Below are 18,426 nucleotides of genomic sequence, written 5' to 3'. Positions count from 1 at the left end.
GCAAAAGCTTGCTAGTCGATTGTCACATCCTGGTAATAGTGTTGCAAAATCTGCTGATAGTCATACCCGCCCTGTGCCATGGCACGAGCGCCGTATTGCGATACACCCAGTCCATGTCCGAAACCGTTTCCGCGGAACAGGAACTGTCCACCCTTGACTACCTCTACGTCAAATTTTGTACTGCGCAATGCCGTACCGCCCTGGGAAAAGATCGAACGGAAAGCATCCGGTGCCGTTACCTTGATCGGAATGCCGTTTGCCTCCATCGCGATGACACGTCCCGATGGTCCTCGCTTCGTCACTTTCAGACTGGTGACGTTCCCGGGAATGCGGGGAGCCTTGTTTTTGTCCTGATTCGCATTGATCATCGCCGTCAATTCAGCCGAGGTAAAAGGCCCGCGCGTCCACGCGTAGGCATTCTCTTCTGCCTCTTGGGAGAGAATCGTCACTTCTGCTCCGTTCGGCAAAGTAGACAAAACACGGGTAGATGTGCTTGGTCCCAGACGCAGATTCGTATTTTCTGTCGTAATGACAGCCATCCTCGCTCCCGTGTCATCTGTGCCGCTTTCTTTGATCAGGTCGCCGCGGACATAGCCGATCGAGCCATCTGCAAGCTGCACGCGATACCACGCATTCACACCGTCTACAGGCAGCGCGTCATCGCTTTCCACCGAACGCAAATACGGAACAGGATTGCCCCATACTTCCGTACCGTCCGCTGTCATCCCGCCTGCATTGGAATAAAACAACGATTCGACCAGGTTACCTTGGTAATAAATGGCTTCTCCTTTTGTCTCATCGACCGCCTCGCGAACGTCTTCCGACTCTTTTCCATATCCGTAATAGGCTTGCTCCATCACCGTATCGGAGACATTGGCAATCCCGTATTTGTTTCCTTGCCACAAGGCGCGAGTGCGCGACAGCACCGCCTGTGTTTTCAGCGCTTCGAGCGGCCAGCCCGGAGCCATTTCCGAACCGACAACGCCGTACAAGTATTGTTCCATCGGCAGTTCATTCACAACCGTCAGATGACCGTTGTATTCCGACAGCTCCATCTCCCCCCGGTATGTTCGCTGATCGCGCTCCACGACCCCGAGCAATGATTCGCCGTCCGCCTTTTTCGCCTCTACTGTCAGCTTGGCTTGCGGCGAGAACACGTACTTCCAGATCGGCTCGTCCGGCGATCCGAATACGTCTTGCTTCAGCACGACGTAAGATTGGCTCGAAGGTGCCGAGTAAGAAAAGTTCGGCAGCGCATTGCTCGCTTTGCGCGCCAGGGACGAGAGCGCTTCCTGACTGACTTCGTCGCCGATCCATACCGCGTATTTGACCTTCTCGCCGTTGGACAAAAGCACGGGATAAGCCGCGATTCCTTTTTGCTCAAAAGCTTCTTGCCACTTCTGCGCTTCGCTCAAGCTCTTGAACTGACCAGCTTCCAAGCGAAGAGGGCCTTGAACGATCGGCTTCTGGCCTGTCGCTTGTGCTACTGCCGCCACCTGTGCAGCTGCGGCCTGATACGTATCGTACGTGCCGCTTACGATTTGATAAAGCGTTTGTCCGCCCCGATTGACCACTTGAATCGAGCCTTCGTATTTTTTCTGGCTCATGAGTTGAGCGATTTGCTGCGCCTGATTCCAGTCAGAAGTCTGCGCTACAACCAGATGGTACTCGTCCACCCGGTAGCGGACAGCGTCTCCATCTAATTCAGGCAGCTCTATTTTGCCTTCCGGGCCTGTCAACGTCACTTCCATCCCTTTTTCAGCCGTAAGTGTAACAGAAGGGACTACTCCCCTGTATCCTTTTCCGATATCCACAAAAAGTGCTACCCGGATATTGTTGTCGCCAGCCGCCTGAGTCGGTACTGTTCCTCCCAGGAGAGCCACTGTGATCAGACCCGCCGAAAGGACTTTCCCCATCCACTTCTTTTTCATGTCGTCCAACGTCCTTCCTTTCTCCTGATTTCGTCGAAAATTGGCATGCGCTCCCATCTTTTTCGACAATCACTGGAGATTTTCCTGCCCTTTTTCCCAAAATGGGACCAATCCGCTTGCACGCAAAAAGCCATCGGGCACCCAGCTCCGATGGCGTAAGCTTTGTTCTACATGTGCAAAAGAGAAGCGCTCTCACTTGAAAAGCCGGATGACATACATCAGAAGCGACAGGACGACGCTAATCACAATACACGTCACAATCGGAAAATAAAACTTGACGTTTTCCTTTTCCACGACGATATCTCCCGGCAGGCGCCCCAAAGGCAAGAAGCGTCCGCCCACCTGCCACAACAAGCCGATGACGATCAGGACGGCCCCGCCGATGACGAGTAGCTTGGCTATTGGATTCACGATTTCATCTCCCGCCCAAAATGCTGGTACGCACTCGGGGTGAGCACACGTCCCCGCGGCGTCCGCTGCATAAAGCCGATCTGCATCAAATACGGTTCGCAAACGTCTTCTACCGTTTGCGCCTCTTCCCCGATGGTGGCGGCAATCGTATCCAGTCCGACCGGACCGCCGTCAAAGCGCTCGATAATCGCAAGCAGCAGCTTGTGGTCGATATGATCCAGTCCGCATGCATCTACTTGCAGCCGCTCCAGCGCTTCTTGCGCAATCTCTGTCGTGATGACGCCCTCGCCCTTGACCTGAGCAAAATCGCGCACGCGCTTCAACAGACGATTCGCCACGCGCGGGGTGCCACGCGAGCGTCTGGCAATCTCCTCTGCCCCGCCCTCACGAATGATGACTTGCAAAATGTCAGCAGCCCGCGACACGATAAACGTCAGCTCGGGAACCGTATAAAACTCCAGCCGGTTGACCACGCCGAATCGATCGCGGAGCGGAGCGGAGAGCATCCCTGCTCTCGTCGTCGCTCCCACCAGCGTAAACGGCGGCAAGTCGAGGCGAACGCTGCGCGCACTTGGCCCTTTTCCGATGATGATGTCGAGCGCAAAGTCCTCCATGGCCGGGTACAGCACTTCCTCGACGCTCCGGTTCAGTCGGTGTATCTCGTCGATAAACAGCACGTCGCCCTCTTGCAAGTTGGTCAAAATCGCCGCCAGGTCACCAGGGCGCTCGATGGCTGGCCCGGATGTCGTGCGGATGTTGACGCCAAGCTCGTTGGCGATAATTTGCGAAAGCGTCGTTTTTCCCAATCCGGGCGGCCCGTACAGCAAGACGTGGTCCAGCGACTCTTTGCGCATTTTCGCCGCTTCGATGAAAATTTTCAAGTTTTCCTTCACATGCTGCTGTCCGATGTACTCATTCAAATAACGGGGACGGAGGCTTAGTTCCGCAGCATCCTCTTCCCAGTTCATGTGCGTCGTAATAATTCGCTGATCCAAAATCCTACCCCCTCATGAGCAGGGCAAGCCCTTGCTTGATGAGCTTTTCAACACTCTCGCCCTCTTTGGATTTCTCCGACAGCGCGTTTCTGATTTTTTGCAGCTCGCCATCCGAATAGCCGAGCGCCGTCAAAGCGTCGAGCGCTTCGTTCAACGCGGATACCGCCTGCTCGCCTGCCGTCAGGTCGCCGGCTGCGACAGTCAAAATCGCCGATGGCGTATAGCCGACCAACTTGTCCTTGAGATCGAGAATAATGCGCTGTGCCGTCTTTTTGCCGATCCCGGGGAACTTGGTCAAGTATGTCACATTTTCTTGTTGCACGGCCATCACGAGCTGCTCAGGTGTAGCAGCCGCGAGAATCGCCAGGCCGCCTTTTGGCCCGATGCCGCTCACGTCGAGCAGCTTGCGGAACAAATCGCGTTCGTCGCGGGTCGCAAAGCCGTAGAGCAATATCGCGTCTTCGCGGACATGATGGTGCGTATACAGCTTCGTCTTGCTGCCCTCGTAGCGAACGAACTGGTACGGATTGGGACAAAACAGGCGATACCCGATCCCTCCAGTCTCTACGACTATGTATTCTGAATCCAGGTAACAAAGTGTCCCTTCCACAAAATCAATCATTTTTGAACTCCTTCCGAGATGGAGATAAACGCCTTAAACTGTGCGTGCGTAATCGCAATCCCCAACGCATCCGCCACGTCATCCGGCTTTGGCACTTCTTTCAGCCGCAAGAGCAGCTTGGTCATTTCCTGGATTTGCTTCTTCTCTGCCCCACCGTACCCGGTCACCGCCTGCTTGACTTGCATCGGCGTGTATTCGTACACGGGCACCCCGGCAAGCTCTGCCGCGAGCAGGATGACGCCGCGCGCTTGCCCGACGGTGAAGGCGGTTGTCACGTTTTTATTGAAAAACAGCTTTTCTACTGACATTTCATCTGGTCGATACGTTTCCAGCAAGCTTTGCATCGCTTCAAAAATTTGTTTCAGGCGAAGCGGAACAGGCAAGCCTGCCTCTGTCTGAATGCTTCCATACTGGACGGGACGCAATTGGCTACCCTGCTTATCCAGAACCCCAAACCCAACGATCGCAATGCCAGGGTCGATTCCTAAAATGCGCATAGTCCACTCTCCGTAGGCTTAAGTTTCTACTCTCTACTGTATCACAAAGCGCCCGAAAAGCGAACGTGTATTTCCATGCAAAAGCCCGCTCCTGCTTGCGAGGAACGGGCCATACGGCGTCGCTTTAGTGTTTGTTCATCCCGAGTGTATCTGACACATCATGCTGCATGTGGGCATATTCATCCACACCGCTCTGCATTTGCTCCTGGATTTTGTTGATCTGCTGGTAATTGAGCTTGTTGTGTCCCTGATTCAACTGAACGTACAAACGCTGATGGAACTGGTCTTTGTAGCTACCTCTTGGCATGGTAGACATATGAAAAGACTCCTCCTTCGATCACCGTATGCCTACAGTATGGCGTGCGACCACGACGCTTATGATGCCAAGATTTACACCTCATTGCCCTGCTTTTGTCAAGACAACATAACTGGTGGAGGTGCTTTCATCCGGTGCGACACTTACGATTTGCTTTCGTATTCATCTGTCTTCTCCTGACGCTGTTGATCCCGGAGCCATCCGCCCAATCTGCCCATGCCAAAAGCAAAGAAGAAATCACCGTATCTGTCTCGGTCTCACCCGCTTCTTCCTTTCACTCCACGTTGACGTTTCGCGCCCAGCACTCGTTTGTGAAGCAGCTGCTGCGTGCAAAGACAGTCGCGGCCTATGTGAATCCATACTGGGTCCGCGCGACTCTTGTCGTGCACAATCGCTATTTCTTGTACGATCACGACGGGAATTTGTTTGAAAAGGAACGCCCGCTGCAATACATGCTGAGCGCAAACTTGAAACAAAAAATCGAAGATCTGGTAGCAAAAGTGGAAAGTGTGCACTACGCCAAAGCAACTCCGTGGGAACAAGTCAAGCAGACTTTCGGCCGCATGGAATACGCAACCGTCATCGACCTGGAAACAGGGGAACGGTTTCACGTCCAGCGCCGGGCGGGCAGTCGCCATGCCGATGTGCAACCATTGACACGTACGGATACCCAAACGATGAAAAAAATTTATCAGGGCAAATGGAGCTGGAAGCGCAGGGCGATTCTCGTGGAGGTCAACGGCGTTTATTTCGCCGCCTCGATGCACGGCATGCCTCACGGTGCGGGGGCTATCGCCGGAAACGACTTTCCCGGACACTTTTGCATCCACTTTTTTGGCAGCTCTACCCACAAACGCAAGGAGCCTGACCCGAGCCACAGCCTGATGATCCAAAAAGCTTCCGGCTCTCTGGCCGCGAACTTGATCGGGGCATCTGCCGAAGAGCTGGTCGGCTATTTTTTGACCGCCCTGCACGAACAGGACATTCATTCGCTGCGGATGACGACAGACGGCTTTCCGCTGCCAGATCGCCTGGCGCAAGTAGCATCGATTCGCAAAACCGAGATGGTCATCCCTTCCGATGAAAAAGGTCCCTTGCTGCTGGAAGTGCCCGTTCACCTGACCTACTTCACGCGGAACAACGACGAGCGCAAGGAAAAGTGGACGTTTGTCCTCCATCGCCCGGTTCCGTGGGACAGATGGCGTGTCATCGCGGTAGAGCTATAAGGCTATAAATATAGAAAAAAGCCGGAATCGCTCTCCGGCTTTTCCCTTCCCTGATGATCATGGCGCATCCAGTTGAAACTCCCCATACGTGGAAAGAATGCTGTTGTACTCCGCGAGATTGCGGATGCGAATGCCCCGCTTCAAATTTTCCAGCTCTTCTTTGGGCAGATTCGCTTCCATTTTCTCCGTATTGATCCGGTAAAAGGTCTGGATGACGTCCTGTTCCGTTGGCACACCGTGAAACAAAGTCAGCATGCCGTCCGCTGACAGTCCGAAATGACCGTTTTCTTTGCAGGCAGGAGAAATGTCCTGCTCCCTTTTCATCAGGATCATCTTGGCGGCATCGGAAGTCACGATCTCCCAGCCTTTGTATTCTCCCATCGCTTGAGGGAGATATCCCGTGCCGACAGGACGCCGCTCTTCGTCTCGGACGCCACACAAATAGCTTCGCGTCAATACAAGCTCATATGGCTTCCCTGTCACCTCGGCCGTCCTGCCTATGCCCGTGTGCATCAACTGCGAAAGCCCCGTCCCTTTGCTTCCGCTGCCTGCCAGCAGGATGCCCAATACGACACCTGTGAGAAGCGCCGCGCTCCACGATGCGTACACCATCCATTTTTTTCGCATTGTTCGATGAACCCCTTCACAAGCTTTTTTTCTAGTGTCGCCATGTTGGATCGGGGCCATACATGAATCACTCAACATTCGTAATTGGCTAGAAATTCACTTCCACGAAACGACAAAACGAGGGAACATTTTATGATTTTTGTCAATAGCCAAAATTTAATAATCTTAACCTGCAATTATCTACCAATCTATTGATTCTAGTGATAAACTATTTTTGCTTGGTATTCATTGTGAACTTATGGAGGTCAATCAAAACATGAAAAAGGCAAACAAAAAAATGCTGACCGCTTTTCTCCTCAGCACTTCTTTAGTTGTCAGCGCTCTCACTTTCTCTACTACGCCTGTGAGCGCCGCAGCTAGTTCCACCCTGAAACTTCGCTTGCTCGAAACAACTGACATCCACACCAACATCGTGAACTATGACTACTATCAAGACAAGTCCACAGATGAATTTGGTTTCGCCAAAACAGCGACGTTGATCAAAAAAGCGAGAGACGAAGCGAAAAACAGCATTCTCATCGACAACGGCGACCTGTTGCAAGGAAACCCGCTCGGCGACTATGTTGCTAAAATCGATCCTTTGAAAGACGGAGAAACTCACCCGGTTTACAAAGCGATGAACCTGTTGAACTACGATCTGGGCAACATCGGAAACCACGAGTTCAACTTCGGTTTGGAGCACCTCGATCGCAGCCTGAAAGGTGCAAAATTCCCTTACATCAACTCCAACGTCTACATTGACGACAAGGATAAAAATCCGGACAACGATAAAAACATGTTCACCCCTTACCAAATCCTGGAGCGCAAATTCAAGGATGAGAGCGGAAAAGAAGTGACGCTGAAAGTCGGCGTAATCGGATTTGTACCTCCGCAAATCATGCAGTGGGACAAAGCGAACTTGGAAGGCAAAGTCATCGCCAAAGACATCGTGGAAAGCGCCAACAAATTCATCCCTGAAATGAAGAAAAAGGGAGCAGACATCATCGTAGCGGTTCCTCACTCCGGCATCGGTCCTGTTGAAGGCGGAGCGAACCTGGAAAACGCCAGCTACCAATTGAGCAAAATCGATGGCATCGACGCCATCCTGTTCGGCCACTCCCACCTGGTATTCCCGGGTCCTGGCTTTGAAAACATCCCTGGCGTTGACGGTACAAAAGGCACCATCAACGGCAAACCGGCTGTAATGCCTGGCTACTGGGGCAACAACCTGGGCGTGATCGACCTGACACTCACGCAAGAAAACGGCAAATGGAAAGTAACAGAATCCGTTACCAAAACCGTTCCAATCTACGACAAAACAAACAAAGCGTCCCTGGCTGATGCAGACAAAGCTGTACTGGACGCTGTAAAAGAAGATCATGATCACACAGTGGAATGGGTGCGTTCCGCAGTAGGGAAAACATCTTCCCCTATCTTCAGCTACTTCGCGCTGGTGCAAGATGACCCATCCATCCAGATCGTGACCAATGCACAAAAATGGTTCGTTGAGAAAAACGTGAAAGGTACCGAATACGACGGCATTCCAGTGCTGTCCGCAGGAGCACCGTTCAAAGCAGGCGGCCGCAACGGCGCAACTTACTACACGAACATCCCTGCCGGCACAATCGCCATCAAAAACGTATCTGACCTGTACATCTATCCAAACACGTTGAAAGCTGTCCTGATCAACGGTTCCCAGCTGCAAGAATGGCTGGAGCGCTCCGCTGGCCAATTCAACCAGATCGATGTGAAGAAAACAGAAGAGCAACCGCTCGTAAACGAAGCATTCCCAACTTACAACTACGACGTAATCGATGGCGTAACCTATCAAATCGATGTGACTCAACCATCCAAATACGCTGTAGACGGCAAGCTGGCTAACAAAGATGCCAACCGCATCAAAAACCTGTCCTACAACGGCAAGCCTGTCAAACCGGAAGACAAGTTCATCGTCGTAACGAACAACTACCGTGCAAGCGGCGGCGGAAGCTTCCCAGGTCTGGACGGCAAAAACATCATCATCGATTCTCCAGACGAAAACCGTCAAGTTGTCATCGACTACATCTTGAGCCAAAAAGACATCAACCCTGCGGCTGACAACAACTGGACATTTGCGCCAATCAAAGAAAAAGTGAACGTAACCTTCACTTCTTCGCCAGATGCGAAGCCATTTGCAGAAAAAATCTCCAACCTGAAATTCATCAGCCAACTGGAATCCGGTTTCGCCAAATTCTCCATCGACTTGTCCAAACCAGCTTCCAAATAAGCTTCGACGCAAGACAAACATCCCTCATGATCGAGGGATGTTTTTTCTTGCCAAAATCGGTTATCCGACAAAATGATATTCACCCCAGGGCGAACGCTGGAAGATGCGCTCCCCATCGTTCAAAAATTGTTGGCGATTTTGGGCAAGTCTTCCCTCCAGCATCACCAGCTGCAAAACGCCGCGCATATGATAACCGGGACGCCTGCTATACAGCCCGGTCACCTCGCGCAAAAAATTGTCCGGATAACGGAGCAATTGATGAACCGCCCAAATCTGGGTGTCGCTCAAGTAATTGATTTTACTGTATGCCTCCATCGCCTCTACGAACGATTCCATCCGATATTCCTGCATCAACAGCATGCGAGACATCAGCTGAACGAGATCGACAAGCTGGATGTCGTGTCCGACCGTATCCAGATCGATCAAATAGCAATTCCCTCGCTGCGTCAGCAAAAAATTGTGGCTGGCGACGTCGCGATGCGCCAATGTGCCTCTTTCCATCGCCATATACATTTCCGGAATCAGCGGAAGCTTGTGGGCGGATTGCAGCAGTTGCTGACCGTCACGCAGCACCTCATCGGCAGCGTGGGCAATGACTTGCTCCAGTTTGTTTTGCGGGCCGTTTTGCTCAATCATCCACGTCAGTCGTTCAAAGTATTCCATCCGACTCTCCCACTTGTCGAGCAAGGCTGGCTTGCCCTCGTAGGCATAGGAATGAACGACAGGGAAGCCTTGAGCCGCGACATGAAACCGCGCCAACGTCTCTGCTGTCTTTTTCACATCAAAGAGTGACGCGTTATCCGCTTCCTCGCCATCAATCAGCTTCATGATGGTGTAATAGCGATCCTCGAAAGGAAATATTTTGGCACCCTCGGTAGTTGATACGTAGTGAACTGTGTGAACAAAGCCTTTTTGCCTCAAGGCGTCGGCTAACTCCGTGACCCATACTGCTTTTTCCAACTGCTTATACCCTTTGATGATCCAGTGTCCCCGGTCTGTTTTGAGCAGATTGACATTCCTCTTAGGCTTAACCCCGTGCACCTCACAACGAAAAGCTTTTTCGATCGCTGGTATGAGTCCTTTGTTCATAACCGTCCCTCTCAGTACGAAGAGGATTCATCGAGTCCGTCTCCCCAGTTAGGCCATGCGCCTTGTTCCGGCATGGAAGCGACACATTGGGAAGGAGGGAACATCATGTTGTTGTGAAACGGCTGCGGGCCACGGCTGCTTTTCGCGCTTCTGCGCCTTCTCAATTCCGGGCTGTCCGAGGAACACTCACATGATGAAGACGATGATTCCACTGGTTCTGGGCATACAGGCAACTGCAGATGCGGCCGTCTTGGCGGATGCGGTGGCGGTGGCGGCGGAAACGGCATGGGCATCGGATAGAGCGGCATAGGGAACGGCATTGGTCGCATCATCGGCGGCATCATTGGTGGCATTGGTGGTGGCGGTCCGAATGGCATCATGCCCATCCCCGGAAATGGCGGCATCATTTGCCCCGGACCCATAAATGGCCGATAAGGAAACATCGGCTGACCAGGACCGCCAAACGGTCTTTGGGATGGCATTGGCCCCATCTGTTGAGGGCTTAGTAGCTGCTGCTGCCTGCCAGGAGGCATTGGCTGTTGCATCCTCGGTGCGGCACACGGTGGGCATGGCCGCACGGGCGGGCATGGCCTAAGCTGCGGCGCAGGCGGCATGAATGGCGGCATAGGACGCTGCTGCATGGGCGGCATTGGTTGCATCGGACGAACCTGTGCGGGCGGCATTTGTGTAAACGGCCTCACTTGGGCTGGCGGTCTGGTTGGTTGCACCTGCACAGGCGGGCATGGCGGGCACATGATAGCTGGCGGTGTTTGCGGCTGAAATGGGCTGATCTGTGTTGGCGACATCGGCGGTATGTTCGGCATCCCGATGTTTGGCGGACTAGGCGGCTGGTAAATGTACGGACTGACCTGTGTTGGCGGCGCAGGCGGAACGAACAGCCGTGTAGGTGTCGGCGGTGTCGGCAGTGCCGGTGGACTCGTAGGCTCCGACATGATATTCGGCGCTGAAGGCGCAGGCGGAAGCACCCTTTGCGGCTGCAAAGTCGGCACAGGTGTAGGTGTAGGTGCAGGCGTTGGTGTGGGCTGGATCGTCTCCGGAGACACGAGTGGGCCTGGAGACGCTGGCGGCCGCTCTTTTGCCGGAGGTGTAGACGGCGCTTCTTGCGTGATTCTCGTTTCCGATTCGATTTGCACTTCTTCCTCAGGCTCAATCGGCCGCCGCTCAATTTGTCTCGGCACTTCCTCCGACTCTGCTTCTGTCCGCGGACGTTCTTTTACATATGGAGCTGCCTCACTCATCGGATGAGGCGTTGTTCGTGGCTGGGGCCTGACAGGAACGCTCTTCGTCGGAATTTTGATTCTTGCTCCTGGATAGAGCGTGTCGGGAGTTTTGACCTGGCTGTTTAAGCGAAGCAGTTCCTTGTAATCGACGCCATATCTTTTGGCGATCTTCCACATGCTGTCGCCCTTTTGTACAATGTGAATCCTCAATGTTTCTCCTCCCTTGCGTAAAAACTCCCTACCATGGTATGCACCCATGGGCTTTTTGCTCCTTGGCGGCCTTCGCTTTTACGCTTGCAGGGGAGAAAAAGAAAGAAGCCAATTTTTACAAATTGGCTTCCAGCTTGGCTCCTTGCATATAAAACGGATACGTTCCCAGCTGACGCACCTGACAACCGATAGCTTCAATCTCGGCAAAAGCGCCCGGCAAGAGGACATCGTCCATCTTTTGCTCGATATCGATGACAAAGTAGTAGCTTCCCAGCGCTTTTTTCGTCGGCCGGGACTCAATCCGCGACAGGTTGACCTTTCTCCAGGCAAACGCGGCCAACACTTGATACAGCGCACCAGGGAAATCTTCCGGCAGCGTGACAAGTATCGTCGTTTTCTCGCGTGAGGACGCCTGCAACTCCAACGGCTCCGTGCCGACCAGCACAAAACGCGTGTAGTTATTCGAATAATCTTGAATTTGTTCGCGGGCGAACTCCAGCGGGTAAATCTCCACATTCAGCTTCGTGCCAACAGCAGCCCACGGCTCCTCGGGATGCTCGCTCACCGTTTTTGCAGCCAGTGCCGTGCTGTTCATGTACTCGATCTTGGCGTGCGGCAAGTTTTCCCGCAAGAAATTGTGGCTCTGGGCAATCGCTTGCGGGTGCGACAACACTTTTGTGATCGCAGACAAAGGCAAGGCTTGCTCTCTTTTAGCTACCAGCAAGTTTTGCGTAATCGGCAGCGCCAGCTCAGCCAGGATCGGCAAATCGACCTCGTGAATGAGCCAGTCCAAAGTCGAATTGACGGTACCCTCGATGGAATTTTCCATCGGCACGACCCCGAATGCCACTTCCTTGTTGGAAACAGCATCCAGCACATCGATGATGCTCGGATACGGAACGAGCGAGAGCGGCTGGCGTTGCGTCAAAGTCCGCGCCGCCTCTTCTGTGAATGTTCCGCGTGGTCCGAGAAAAGCAAGTTTCTTCTCCATGGCGTTCTCCTATCCACTATGCTCTATCTCTGATGGATTTCTACTTGTACGCCATTTTCGTCCGGCTGCAAAATCATTACACGGTAGGCAATGCCGTGTCCTTTCATCACTCTGTCCACGAATGCGCGCAGTTGCCCCTCCTCTTCCGCGGAAGAAAAGAAGCAAAGGATGGTTGGTCCCGCGCCGCTCAAGGCAGCGCCTACGGCACCGTGCTCAGTCGCTTTGTCCAGGATTTCGTTCAAGCCAGGTACAAGTTTAGCGCGGTACGGCTGATGCAGCCGATCTGACATGGCCCGTCCCATCAGGTCTAGTCTGCCTTGTGCCAAAGCGGCAACAAGCAAACTGCTATGTCCCACATTATATACAACATCTTCTTTGCTGTACACCTGTGGCAAGACGTTCCGCGCTTTTGTCGTCTCCAGCATGAAATCCGGGATCACGACGAGTGTCTGCAATCCGGCGGGAGGGGAAAATCGAACGTAAGGAACAGGTTCTTCGATCGTCTCTGGCATAGTCGCCACGATGATCCCGCCAAACAGGGAGGCTCCGACGTTGTCTGGATGTCCTTCCAGTGCTGTGGCGCGGGCGAAAAGCTGCTCGCGGCTAAATGGCTCGCCAGCGAGTTGATTGGCCGCCACCAATGCTCCGACAATCGCAGCCGCACTGCTCCCCAGCCCGCGGGTCAGGGGAGCTTCACTCGATGCGCGTATGGCAAGCTCCGGCACGGCAAGCCCTGCTTCCTGAAACAGACTCGCTGCTACTTGATACAACAAGTTGCTTTTGTCCGCAGGTGTGCCTTCCAGCTCTTTGCCAACCAGCTCAACGGTGGTCCGGTCACTGATTTCCATTTCTACTACGGAATACAATTGAAATGCCATTCCCAAAGCATCAAAGCCTGGCCCCAGATTGGCTGTGCTTGCGGGAATCGTTACTTTTACACGCTGACTGCTCATGAGACGACTTCTCTCCCGCTCTGGCGAACCAGCTCCATGACGGCTTCATGTGTCGCAGGCACTGAGCGTGGCTCTTCTCCAACGAGCTTCAGGGCGATGTTTGGATCTTTCAAGCCGTTTCCTGTCAAAACGCACGCAACCTTGACACCTTGCGGCAGTTTGTTTGCTCGATGCAACTTGATGATTCCGGCCAGGGAGGCAGCAGAAGCCGGTTCGCAGAAAACGCCCTCTTCTTTGGCCAGCAGCTGGTATGCCTGCAAAATTTCATCGTCTGTCACGCTGTCAACAAGACCGTTCGATTCAGAAATCGCATGTAAAGCGCCGTCCTTGCTCGCAGGGTTTCCGATGCGGATCGCAGTCGCGATTGTTTCCGGATTGGGTACAGGCTGTCCGAGCACCAGCGGAGCGGCCCCCGCCGCCTGGAAGCCGTACATGTGCGGCAAACGGCTTGATTTGCCTGCTTCCTTATACTCCTTGAAGCCTTTCCAGTAGGCGGTGATGTTTCCGGCATTTCCTACGGGAATCGCCAAAATGTCCGGTGCATCTGCCAGAGCGTCGCACACTTCGAACGCTGCTGTCTTTTGTCCTTCGATCCGGTAAGGGTTGACGGAGTTCACAAGCGTAATCGGCTCTTTCGCCGTAATGTCGCGCACGATATTCAGCGCTTCGTCAAAGTTGCCGTCGATAGCGATGACCTCGGCACCGTATGCGATCGCTTGCGCCAGCTTGCCCAGCGCGATGTTGCCGCTCGGGATCAGGACGATGCAGCGCAGACCGGAACGCGCTGCATACGCCGCTGCTGCCGCAGACGTATTTCCGGTGGAAGCGCACATGATCGTTTTGCTGCCTTCCTCCACTGCTTTGGCAACAGCCATGACCATGCCTCTGTCTTTGAACGAGCCTGTCGGATTCAGTCCTTCATATTTTACATACAGCTCGACTCCCAGCTTCTTGGACAAGTTCGCCGCATGGATCAGCGGAGTGTTTCCTTCGTGCAGACTGACCAACGGTGTCTTGTCCGTAACCGGAAGAAACTCCCGGTAGCGCGCAATAATGCCAGATTGACGATCAAAACTCATTACTTGTCTCCCCCTTCTACACGGTAGCAGCTCTCCACTTTGGAGATGATGTCCATTTGTTCCATATAGGCGATGACCCCATCCATATCGCTCTTGGACGATTGGTGCGTCACCATGATGATCTCCGCTTCGCCGCCATTGTTGTACGGCTGCTGAATGACTTGCTCCAGCGAAATGTTTTTGTCCGCCAGCAACTGGGTAATCTTTGCCAAAACGCCGCGTTTGTCCGCCACCACGATTCGCAGGAAATATTTGGACAGCTTTTGGCTGTCGTCTTTAAGCACTTTTTCCTTGTACGGCGCAACCATCCCGCGTCCGTTTACGCCCAGCTTTCGGTTTTTCACAACCGTGACCAGATCGGACACGACTGCGGTTGCGGTCGGAAGCTCGCCTGCGCCCGGGCCGTAAAACATCGTCTCGCCTACGGCTTCCCCGTGTACGTACACCGCATTGAACACGCCGTTGACAGAAGCAAGCGGATGCGATTTCGGCACCATCGTCGGCTGCACGCTTACCTCGATCGCTTCCTCGTCGCGGCGGGCCAGACCCAACAGCTTGATTTCATAGCCCAACTGCTTGCCGTATGCGATGTCTTGCTTGCTTACCGCACTGATTCCTTTGACGTCCACATCTTCCAGCTTCATCGGCACGCGGAAACCGAGTGTGGCGAGAATCGCCATCTTGCGGGCTGCGTCAAAACCTTCGACATCGGAGGTAGGATTCGCTTCCGCGTAGCCCAGCGCTTGCGCTTCTTTGAGGACGTCGCTGTAATCTGCGCCCTCTTGGCTCATTTTGGTCAAAATATAGTTGGTCGTCCCGTTGACGATCCCCATCATTTTCGTAATGCGATCGGAGGAAAAGCCTTCCACCAAAGCGCGCAAAATCGGAATCCCGCCCGCTACGCTCGCTTCATAAAACACGTCACAGCCTTTTTCTTGCGCCTTGTTCAAGATTTCAGCCCCATGCAAGGCCATCAAATCTTTGTTGGCAGTGACTACGTGCTTGCCGCGCTCCAGCGCCTGGAGGATGTATTCTTTGGCCGGGTGGATGCCGCCAATTACCTCGACGATTACCTCGATGTCCGGATCATCCAGAAGCTCGGCAGGCTCTGTCGTCAGCAAATTTTCCATGGCGGCGATATTGCGCGACTTCTCGGCATCCTGCACGAGAATCTTCGTGATCTCAATCCCCAGTCCGGTCTGCTTTTGCAAATCGTCCTGATGAGCAGAAATGATGCGGACAACCCCAGTCCCGACTGTTCCAAACCCCATTAACCCCAGCTTGATGCTTTGCTTCTCCATTGTTTCTCTCCTCCTACCCTTCTTTTACCCTCTACCGACGATCATCGCTTTGCGAACGCCGGGGATTTCTTGCAAGCTTTCCAGAAATTCCGTGCTGGATACGCGCAGATTGGCCATATCGACAGACATGGAAATATTGGCAATCCCTTGCAGCGGAATCGTCTGATTGATCGTCAGGACGTTCCCGCCTTGTTCTGCAACATACGTGAGCACCTTCGACAAATAACCGGACATGTGCTCCAGCGAAAACGTGATCGTCATGATCTTTTCGCTCATCATGGCATTGAAGGGAAAGATCCCGTCCTTGTATTTGTAAAATGCACTCCGGCTCAGTCCCACTCGATCTACTGCCTCATTCACGGTGTCCACTTCGCCGGATTCCAGCATCTTTTTCGCTTCGATCGTCTTGACGATTGATTCTGGTAAGATGTCAGATCGTATCAAGTAGAACTTCTCTTCCCGTTTCACGTGTTGTGTCCTCCTGAGAAAAACAGTTGTTTCTTCATAGAGGACATTATAACGGATAGTACTCGCTGTGACAATCCTTCATCGCCAACTTTTTTCATGGAACCATATTCGGTTCACCTGGGTTACATGGCTATGTCGATCTTCGTACACACTAAAAGCGGCAAGAAAAAGAGGAGGTGAAGCACGAATGGCAGGACGCGGAAAGTCAGACAAATCGGAGCGCCGCAACAATCATCCGGCTGGAAAACCGAGCAGCCTGGAGCAGTTCGGTTCTGATCTTCGGGGCAAAAAAATGGCGCAATCGCCTAACATCATCGAGGACCCGAGCGGCAATAAATAGCCGTCAACGGCCAAGCTTTTTCAGCAAACGGCCACAGGCGTATGGTCAGGCGCAAGCAGGCACATTTCCCTTGCTAAAAGCGAGCGAGCTGTTTTGTAAAGAAAAAAACCCCGGGATTTGTGTATCCCGGGGTTTGACGCTTGTTCGTATGGTTGTTTTTGGTTTAGTACGCGAGCGAAGACAAGCCGTTGATGTGAGTCAGGTAGCGCACGTTGCTCGCTTCCTTCATCAGCGTAGCTGGCAAGCCTTTCAGCTTCAACTGGCTTGCACCGATGGTTCCGATGGCATCTTTGCGGCCCAAGCTTCCGAGAGTACCGGAGAAGACTGGCTTGAACGTGTCCATTTTGGAGCCGTTGAAGTGAGCGAACAAGTTGTAGCCAACCACTTCACCCATTTGCCATGCCAATTGAGCAGTTGGCGGGTATGGACGGCCTTCTGGCCCCATAACCACTGCACTGTCTCCCGCGAGGAATACATCCGGATGAGAAGTGGATTGCAGGAACTCAGTCACAGTTGCGCGACCGCGGTTTACTTCGATGCCGCACTCAGCCACTACGCGATTTCCTTGAACGCCACCAGTCCAAACCATTGTTTTGGTTTCGATGGTGTTGCCGTCTTTCAGGCAAACGGTTGTTTCTTTCATTTCGGTTACAGGAACGCCAGTCAGGAACTGAACGCCACGTTTTTCCAGGCTAGTTTTTGCACGCTCTACCAGGTCAGGAGCAAAGCCCGCGAGGATCGATGGTCCTGCCTCTACGCAATAGATGGACAGGTCTGCAAAATCTACGCCGTACTTGCGGCAAAGATCAGGCAGCATGTCAGCAAATTCGCCAACCAGCTCGATGCCGGTCAGACCGCCGCCGCCAACCACGAAAGTCGCATCGGCTTTGTTTTTGCTCTTGCTGTATTCCACTACGCGCTCTTCGAGGTGCGCGCGCAGACGGTTCGCTTCCTCTACGGATTTCAGTGTAAAGCTGTACTCTTGCAAGCCAGGGATACCGAAGAATGCGGTTTCGCTGCCCAGAGCAACTACGAGTGCATCGTATTTGATGCTCTCGCCGCTCGTCAAAGTGACGCGTTGCGATTCCAGACCGATTTTTTCAACAGTGTCGATCACCAGGTTGATGTCTTTTCCACGCAGCAGTCTTTCCAATGGCAGTGCCACGTTTTGTTCAGACAGGTTGCCTACTGCCAAACGGTGCAGCTCCGTGATGATTTGGTGCGTAGGGAAACGGTTCACAACCGTGATCGTCGCCTCTTCCGCCGTCATGTATTTGCGTGCAGTCAAAGCGGACAGCAAACCGCCGTAGCCGCCGCCCAGAATGAGAATATGCTTCGCCATGCCTAATCCTCCGTCCTTGTCTCTCGTAGGTTATCGTAATTAGCGTTTTTGTTGTTGGCGCTCAGCCAAAACTTCGAGGAATGCTTGTGCAAAACGCAATGTTTTTTGCACTTGCGGATCTTTCAGCATTTTGAGCATGCCAAACAAGCCAACGGTCGTTTCCTCAGTGTGTGCGCGGTCGTTTGCTTCAATAGCCGCTTGCGCGATGCCTTTTGCCTTGTCGGAAATCGGTTTGACGAACTCTTCCATACCGCCCTTGATGTCGTCGATGAGTACATGATCGTTAGCTACGGTGTTTACCAGGTCGTACGTTTTGGTGAGGATAGTTGTCATCTCGGCCAGTTTTGGCAAGTTTGCCACCAATACATTCAGGGATTCTTGAATTTCTGGTTTCATCAACTGATCGAGTACATCCATTTGTTGCTCAGGTGCCAGAGTAGCTGTGCTTGCTACTTCTGCTTGAGCTTGTTGCGTGGTTGTTTGAGACATGGAAAAACGTCCTCCTTTGCTTTGGAATAGAGGCCTTCATTCTCGATGCCTGT

Annotated in this window: 19 protein-coding genes; 3 read left to right on the top strand and 16 right to left on the bottom strand. The window is 53.1% G+C overall.

Annotation, left to right across the window (positions count from 1 at the left end):
• Positions 1-11: 11 nt before the first annotated feature.
• The 6 genes from M2298_RS03510 to M2298_RS03485 form a co-directional block, all read right to left on the bottom strand.
• Positions 12-1,940: a SpoIID/LytB domain-containing protein gene (locus M2298_RS03510; RefSeq protein ID WP_217022420.1), complete on the bottom strand. Its 1,929-nt coding sequence runs from the start codon at positions 1,938-1,940 to the stop codon at positions 12-14.
• Positions 1,941-2,123: 183 nt separating this feature from the next.
• Positions 2,124-2,342, bottom strand: a complete 219-nt coding sequence (locus M2298_RS03505) for a DUF2905 domain-containing protein (RefSeq protein WP_063230201.1) — start codon at positions 2,340-2,342, stop codon at positions 2,124-2,126.
• Positions 2,339-3,337, bottom strand: a complete 999-nt coding sequence (gene ruvB / locus M2298_RS03500; protein ID WP_122964209.1) for a Holliday junction branch migration DNA helicase RuvB — start codon at positions 3,335-3,337, stop codon at positions 2,339-2,341. The genes M2298_RS03505 and ruvB overlap by 4 nt, the downstream gene beginning before the upstream one ends.
• A 4-nt stretch (positions 3,338-3,341) precedes the next feature.
• Positions 3,342-3,959 (bottom strand): Holliday junction branch migration protein RuvA, encoded by a 618-nt coding sequence (gene ruvA / locus M2298_RS03495; RefSeq protein ID WP_122964210.1) that lies wholly within the window; start codon positions 3,957-3,959, stop codon positions 3,342-3,344.
• A complete protein-coding gene (ruvC, locus tag M2298_RS03490) occupies positions 3,956-4,456 on the bottom strand; it encodes a crossover junction endodeoxyribonuclease RuvC (protein WP_063230198.1) in 501 nt (166 codons plus the stop codon). Before ruvC ends, ruvA begins: the two co-directional genes overlap by 4 nt.
• Positions 4,457-4,580: 124 nt before the next feature.
• Complete coding sequence (locus tag M2298_RS03485; RefSeq protein WP_063230197.1) at positions 4,581-4,772, bottom strand: hypothetical protein; 192 nt, start codon at positions 4,770-4,772, stop codon at positions 4,581-4,583.
• Between the two features lie 134 nt (positions 4,773-4,906).
• Between M2298_RS03485 and M2298_RS03480 the strand changes: the two genes are divergently transcribed.
• Positions 4,907-5,998, top strand: a complete 1,092-nt coding sequence (locus tag M2298_RS03480) for a hypothetical protein (protein ID WP_217022419.1) — start codon at positions 4,907-4,909, stop codon at positions 5,996-5,998.
• A 57-nt stretch (positions 5,999-6,055) separates the two neighbouring features.
• Here the strand turns inward: M2298_RS03480 and M2298_RS03475 are convergent, their stop codons facing one another.
• Positions 6,056-6,625, bottom strand: a complete 570-nt coding sequence (locus M2298_RS03475) for a BofC C-terminal domain-containing protein (RefSeq protein ID WP_173597466.1) — start codon at positions 6,623-6,625, stop codon at positions 6,056-6,058.
• Between the two features lie 256 nt (positions 6,626-6,881).
• Here M2298_RS03475 and M2298_RS03470 point away from each other — a divergent pair, with 256 nt between their 5' ends.
• Positions 6,882-8,870: a bifunctional 2',3'-cyclic-nucleotide 2'-phosphodiesterase/3'-nucleotidase gene (locus M2298_RS03470; RefSeq protein ID WP_122964213.1), complete on the top strand. Its 1,989-nt coding sequence runs from the start codon at positions 6,882-6,884 to the stop codon at positions 8,868-8,870.
• A gap of 60 nt (positions 8,871-8,930) precedes the next feature.
• Here the strand turns inward: M2298_RS03470 and M2298_RS03465 are convergent, their stop codons facing one another.
• The 7 genes from M2298_RS03465 to M2298_RS03435 all read right to left on the bottom strand — a co-directional run bounded on the left by M2298_RS03465 (position 8,931) and on the right by M2298_RS03435 (position 16,202).
• Positions 8,931-9,959, bottom strand: coding sequence for a phosphotransferase (locus M2298_RS03465; RefSeq protein ID WP_122964214.1), 1,029 nt, complete (start codon positions 9,957-9,959; stop codon positions 8,931-8,933).
• A gap of 11 nt (positions 9,960-9,970) precedes the next feature.
• Positions 9,971-11,410: a LysM peptidoglycan-binding domain-containing protein gene (locus M2298_RS03460; RefSeq protein WP_280648224.1), complete on the bottom strand. Its 1,440-nt coding sequence runs from the start codon at positions 11,408-11,410 to the stop codon at positions 9,971-9,973.
• Positions 11,411-11,525: 115 nt separating this feature from the next.
• A complete protein-coding gene (gene pheA / locus M2298_RS03455) occupies positions 11,526-12,401 on the bottom strand; it encodes a prephenate dehydratase (RefSeq protein ID WP_173597468.1) in 876 nt (291 codons plus the stop codon).
• A gap of 23 nt (positions 12,402-12,424) precedes the next feature.
• Positions 12,425-13,354: a homoserine kinase gene (gene thrB / locus M2298_RS03450; RefSeq protein WP_173598623.1), complete on the bottom strand. Its 930-nt coding sequence runs from the start codon at positions 13,352-13,354 to the stop codon at positions 12,425-12,427.
• Positions 13,351-14,433: a threonine synthase gene (gene thrC, locus M2298_RS03445; RefSeq protein WP_122964217.1), complete on the bottom strand. Its 1,083-nt coding sequence runs from the start codon at positions 14,431-14,433 to the stop codon at positions 13,351-13,353. The genes thrB and thrC overlap by 4 nt, the downstream gene beginning before the upstream one ends.
• Positions 14,433-15,734: a homoserine dehydrogenase gene (locus tag M2298_RS03440; protein WP_122964218.1), complete on the bottom strand. Its 1,302-nt coding sequence runs from the start codon at positions 15,732-15,734 to the stop codon at positions 14,433-14,435. Before M2298_RS03440 ends, thrC begins: the two co-directional genes overlap by 1 nt.
• Before the next feature lie 24 nt (positions 15,735-15,758).
• Positions 15,759-16,202 (bottom strand): ACT domain-containing protein, encoded by a 444-nt coding sequence (locus M2298_RS03435; RefSeq protein ID WP_122964219.1) that lies wholly within the window; start codon positions 16,200-16,202, stop codon positions 15,759-15,761.
• 187 nt (positions 16,203-16,389) lie between these two features.
• Here M2298_RS03435 and M2298_RS03430 point away from each other — a divergent pair, with 187 nt between their 5' ends.
• On the top strand, positions 16,390-16,542 hold the full coding sequence (locus M2298_RS03430) for a hypothetical protein (protein WP_167470286.1): 153 nt from the start codon (positions 16,390-16,392) through the stop codon (positions 16,540-16,542).
• A gap of 163 nt (positions 16,543-16,705) precedes the next feature.
• Here M2298_RS03430 and M2298_RS03425 read toward each other — a convergent pair whose 3' ends face one another.
• The gene (locus tag M2298_RS03425) at positions 16,706-17,884 is read right to left on the bottom strand and encodes an NAD(P)/FAD-dependent oxidoreductase (protein ID WP_280648223.1); all 1,179 of its coding nucleotides are present in this window, start codon (positions 17,882-17,884) and stop codon (positions 16,706-16,708) included.
• Positions 17,885-17,923: 39 nt separating this feature from the next.
• Entirely contained in the window at positions 17,924-18,373 is a 450-nt protein-coding gene (locus tag M2298_RS03420) for a DUF1641 domain-containing protein (RefSeq protein ID WP_122964221.1), read from the bottom strand.
• Positions 18,374-18,426 lie beyond the last annotated feature (53 nt).

Origin of the sequence: Brevibacillus sp. 1238 (assembly GCF_029892995.1) — a bacterium.
Lineage (GTDB): Bacteria > Bacillota > Bacilli > Brevibacillales > Brevibacillaceae > Brevibacillus > Brevibacillus parabrevis.
The sequence above is the reverse complement of the archived record's forward strand: the minus strand, read 5'-3'. Positions and strand labels throughout refer to the sequence as shown.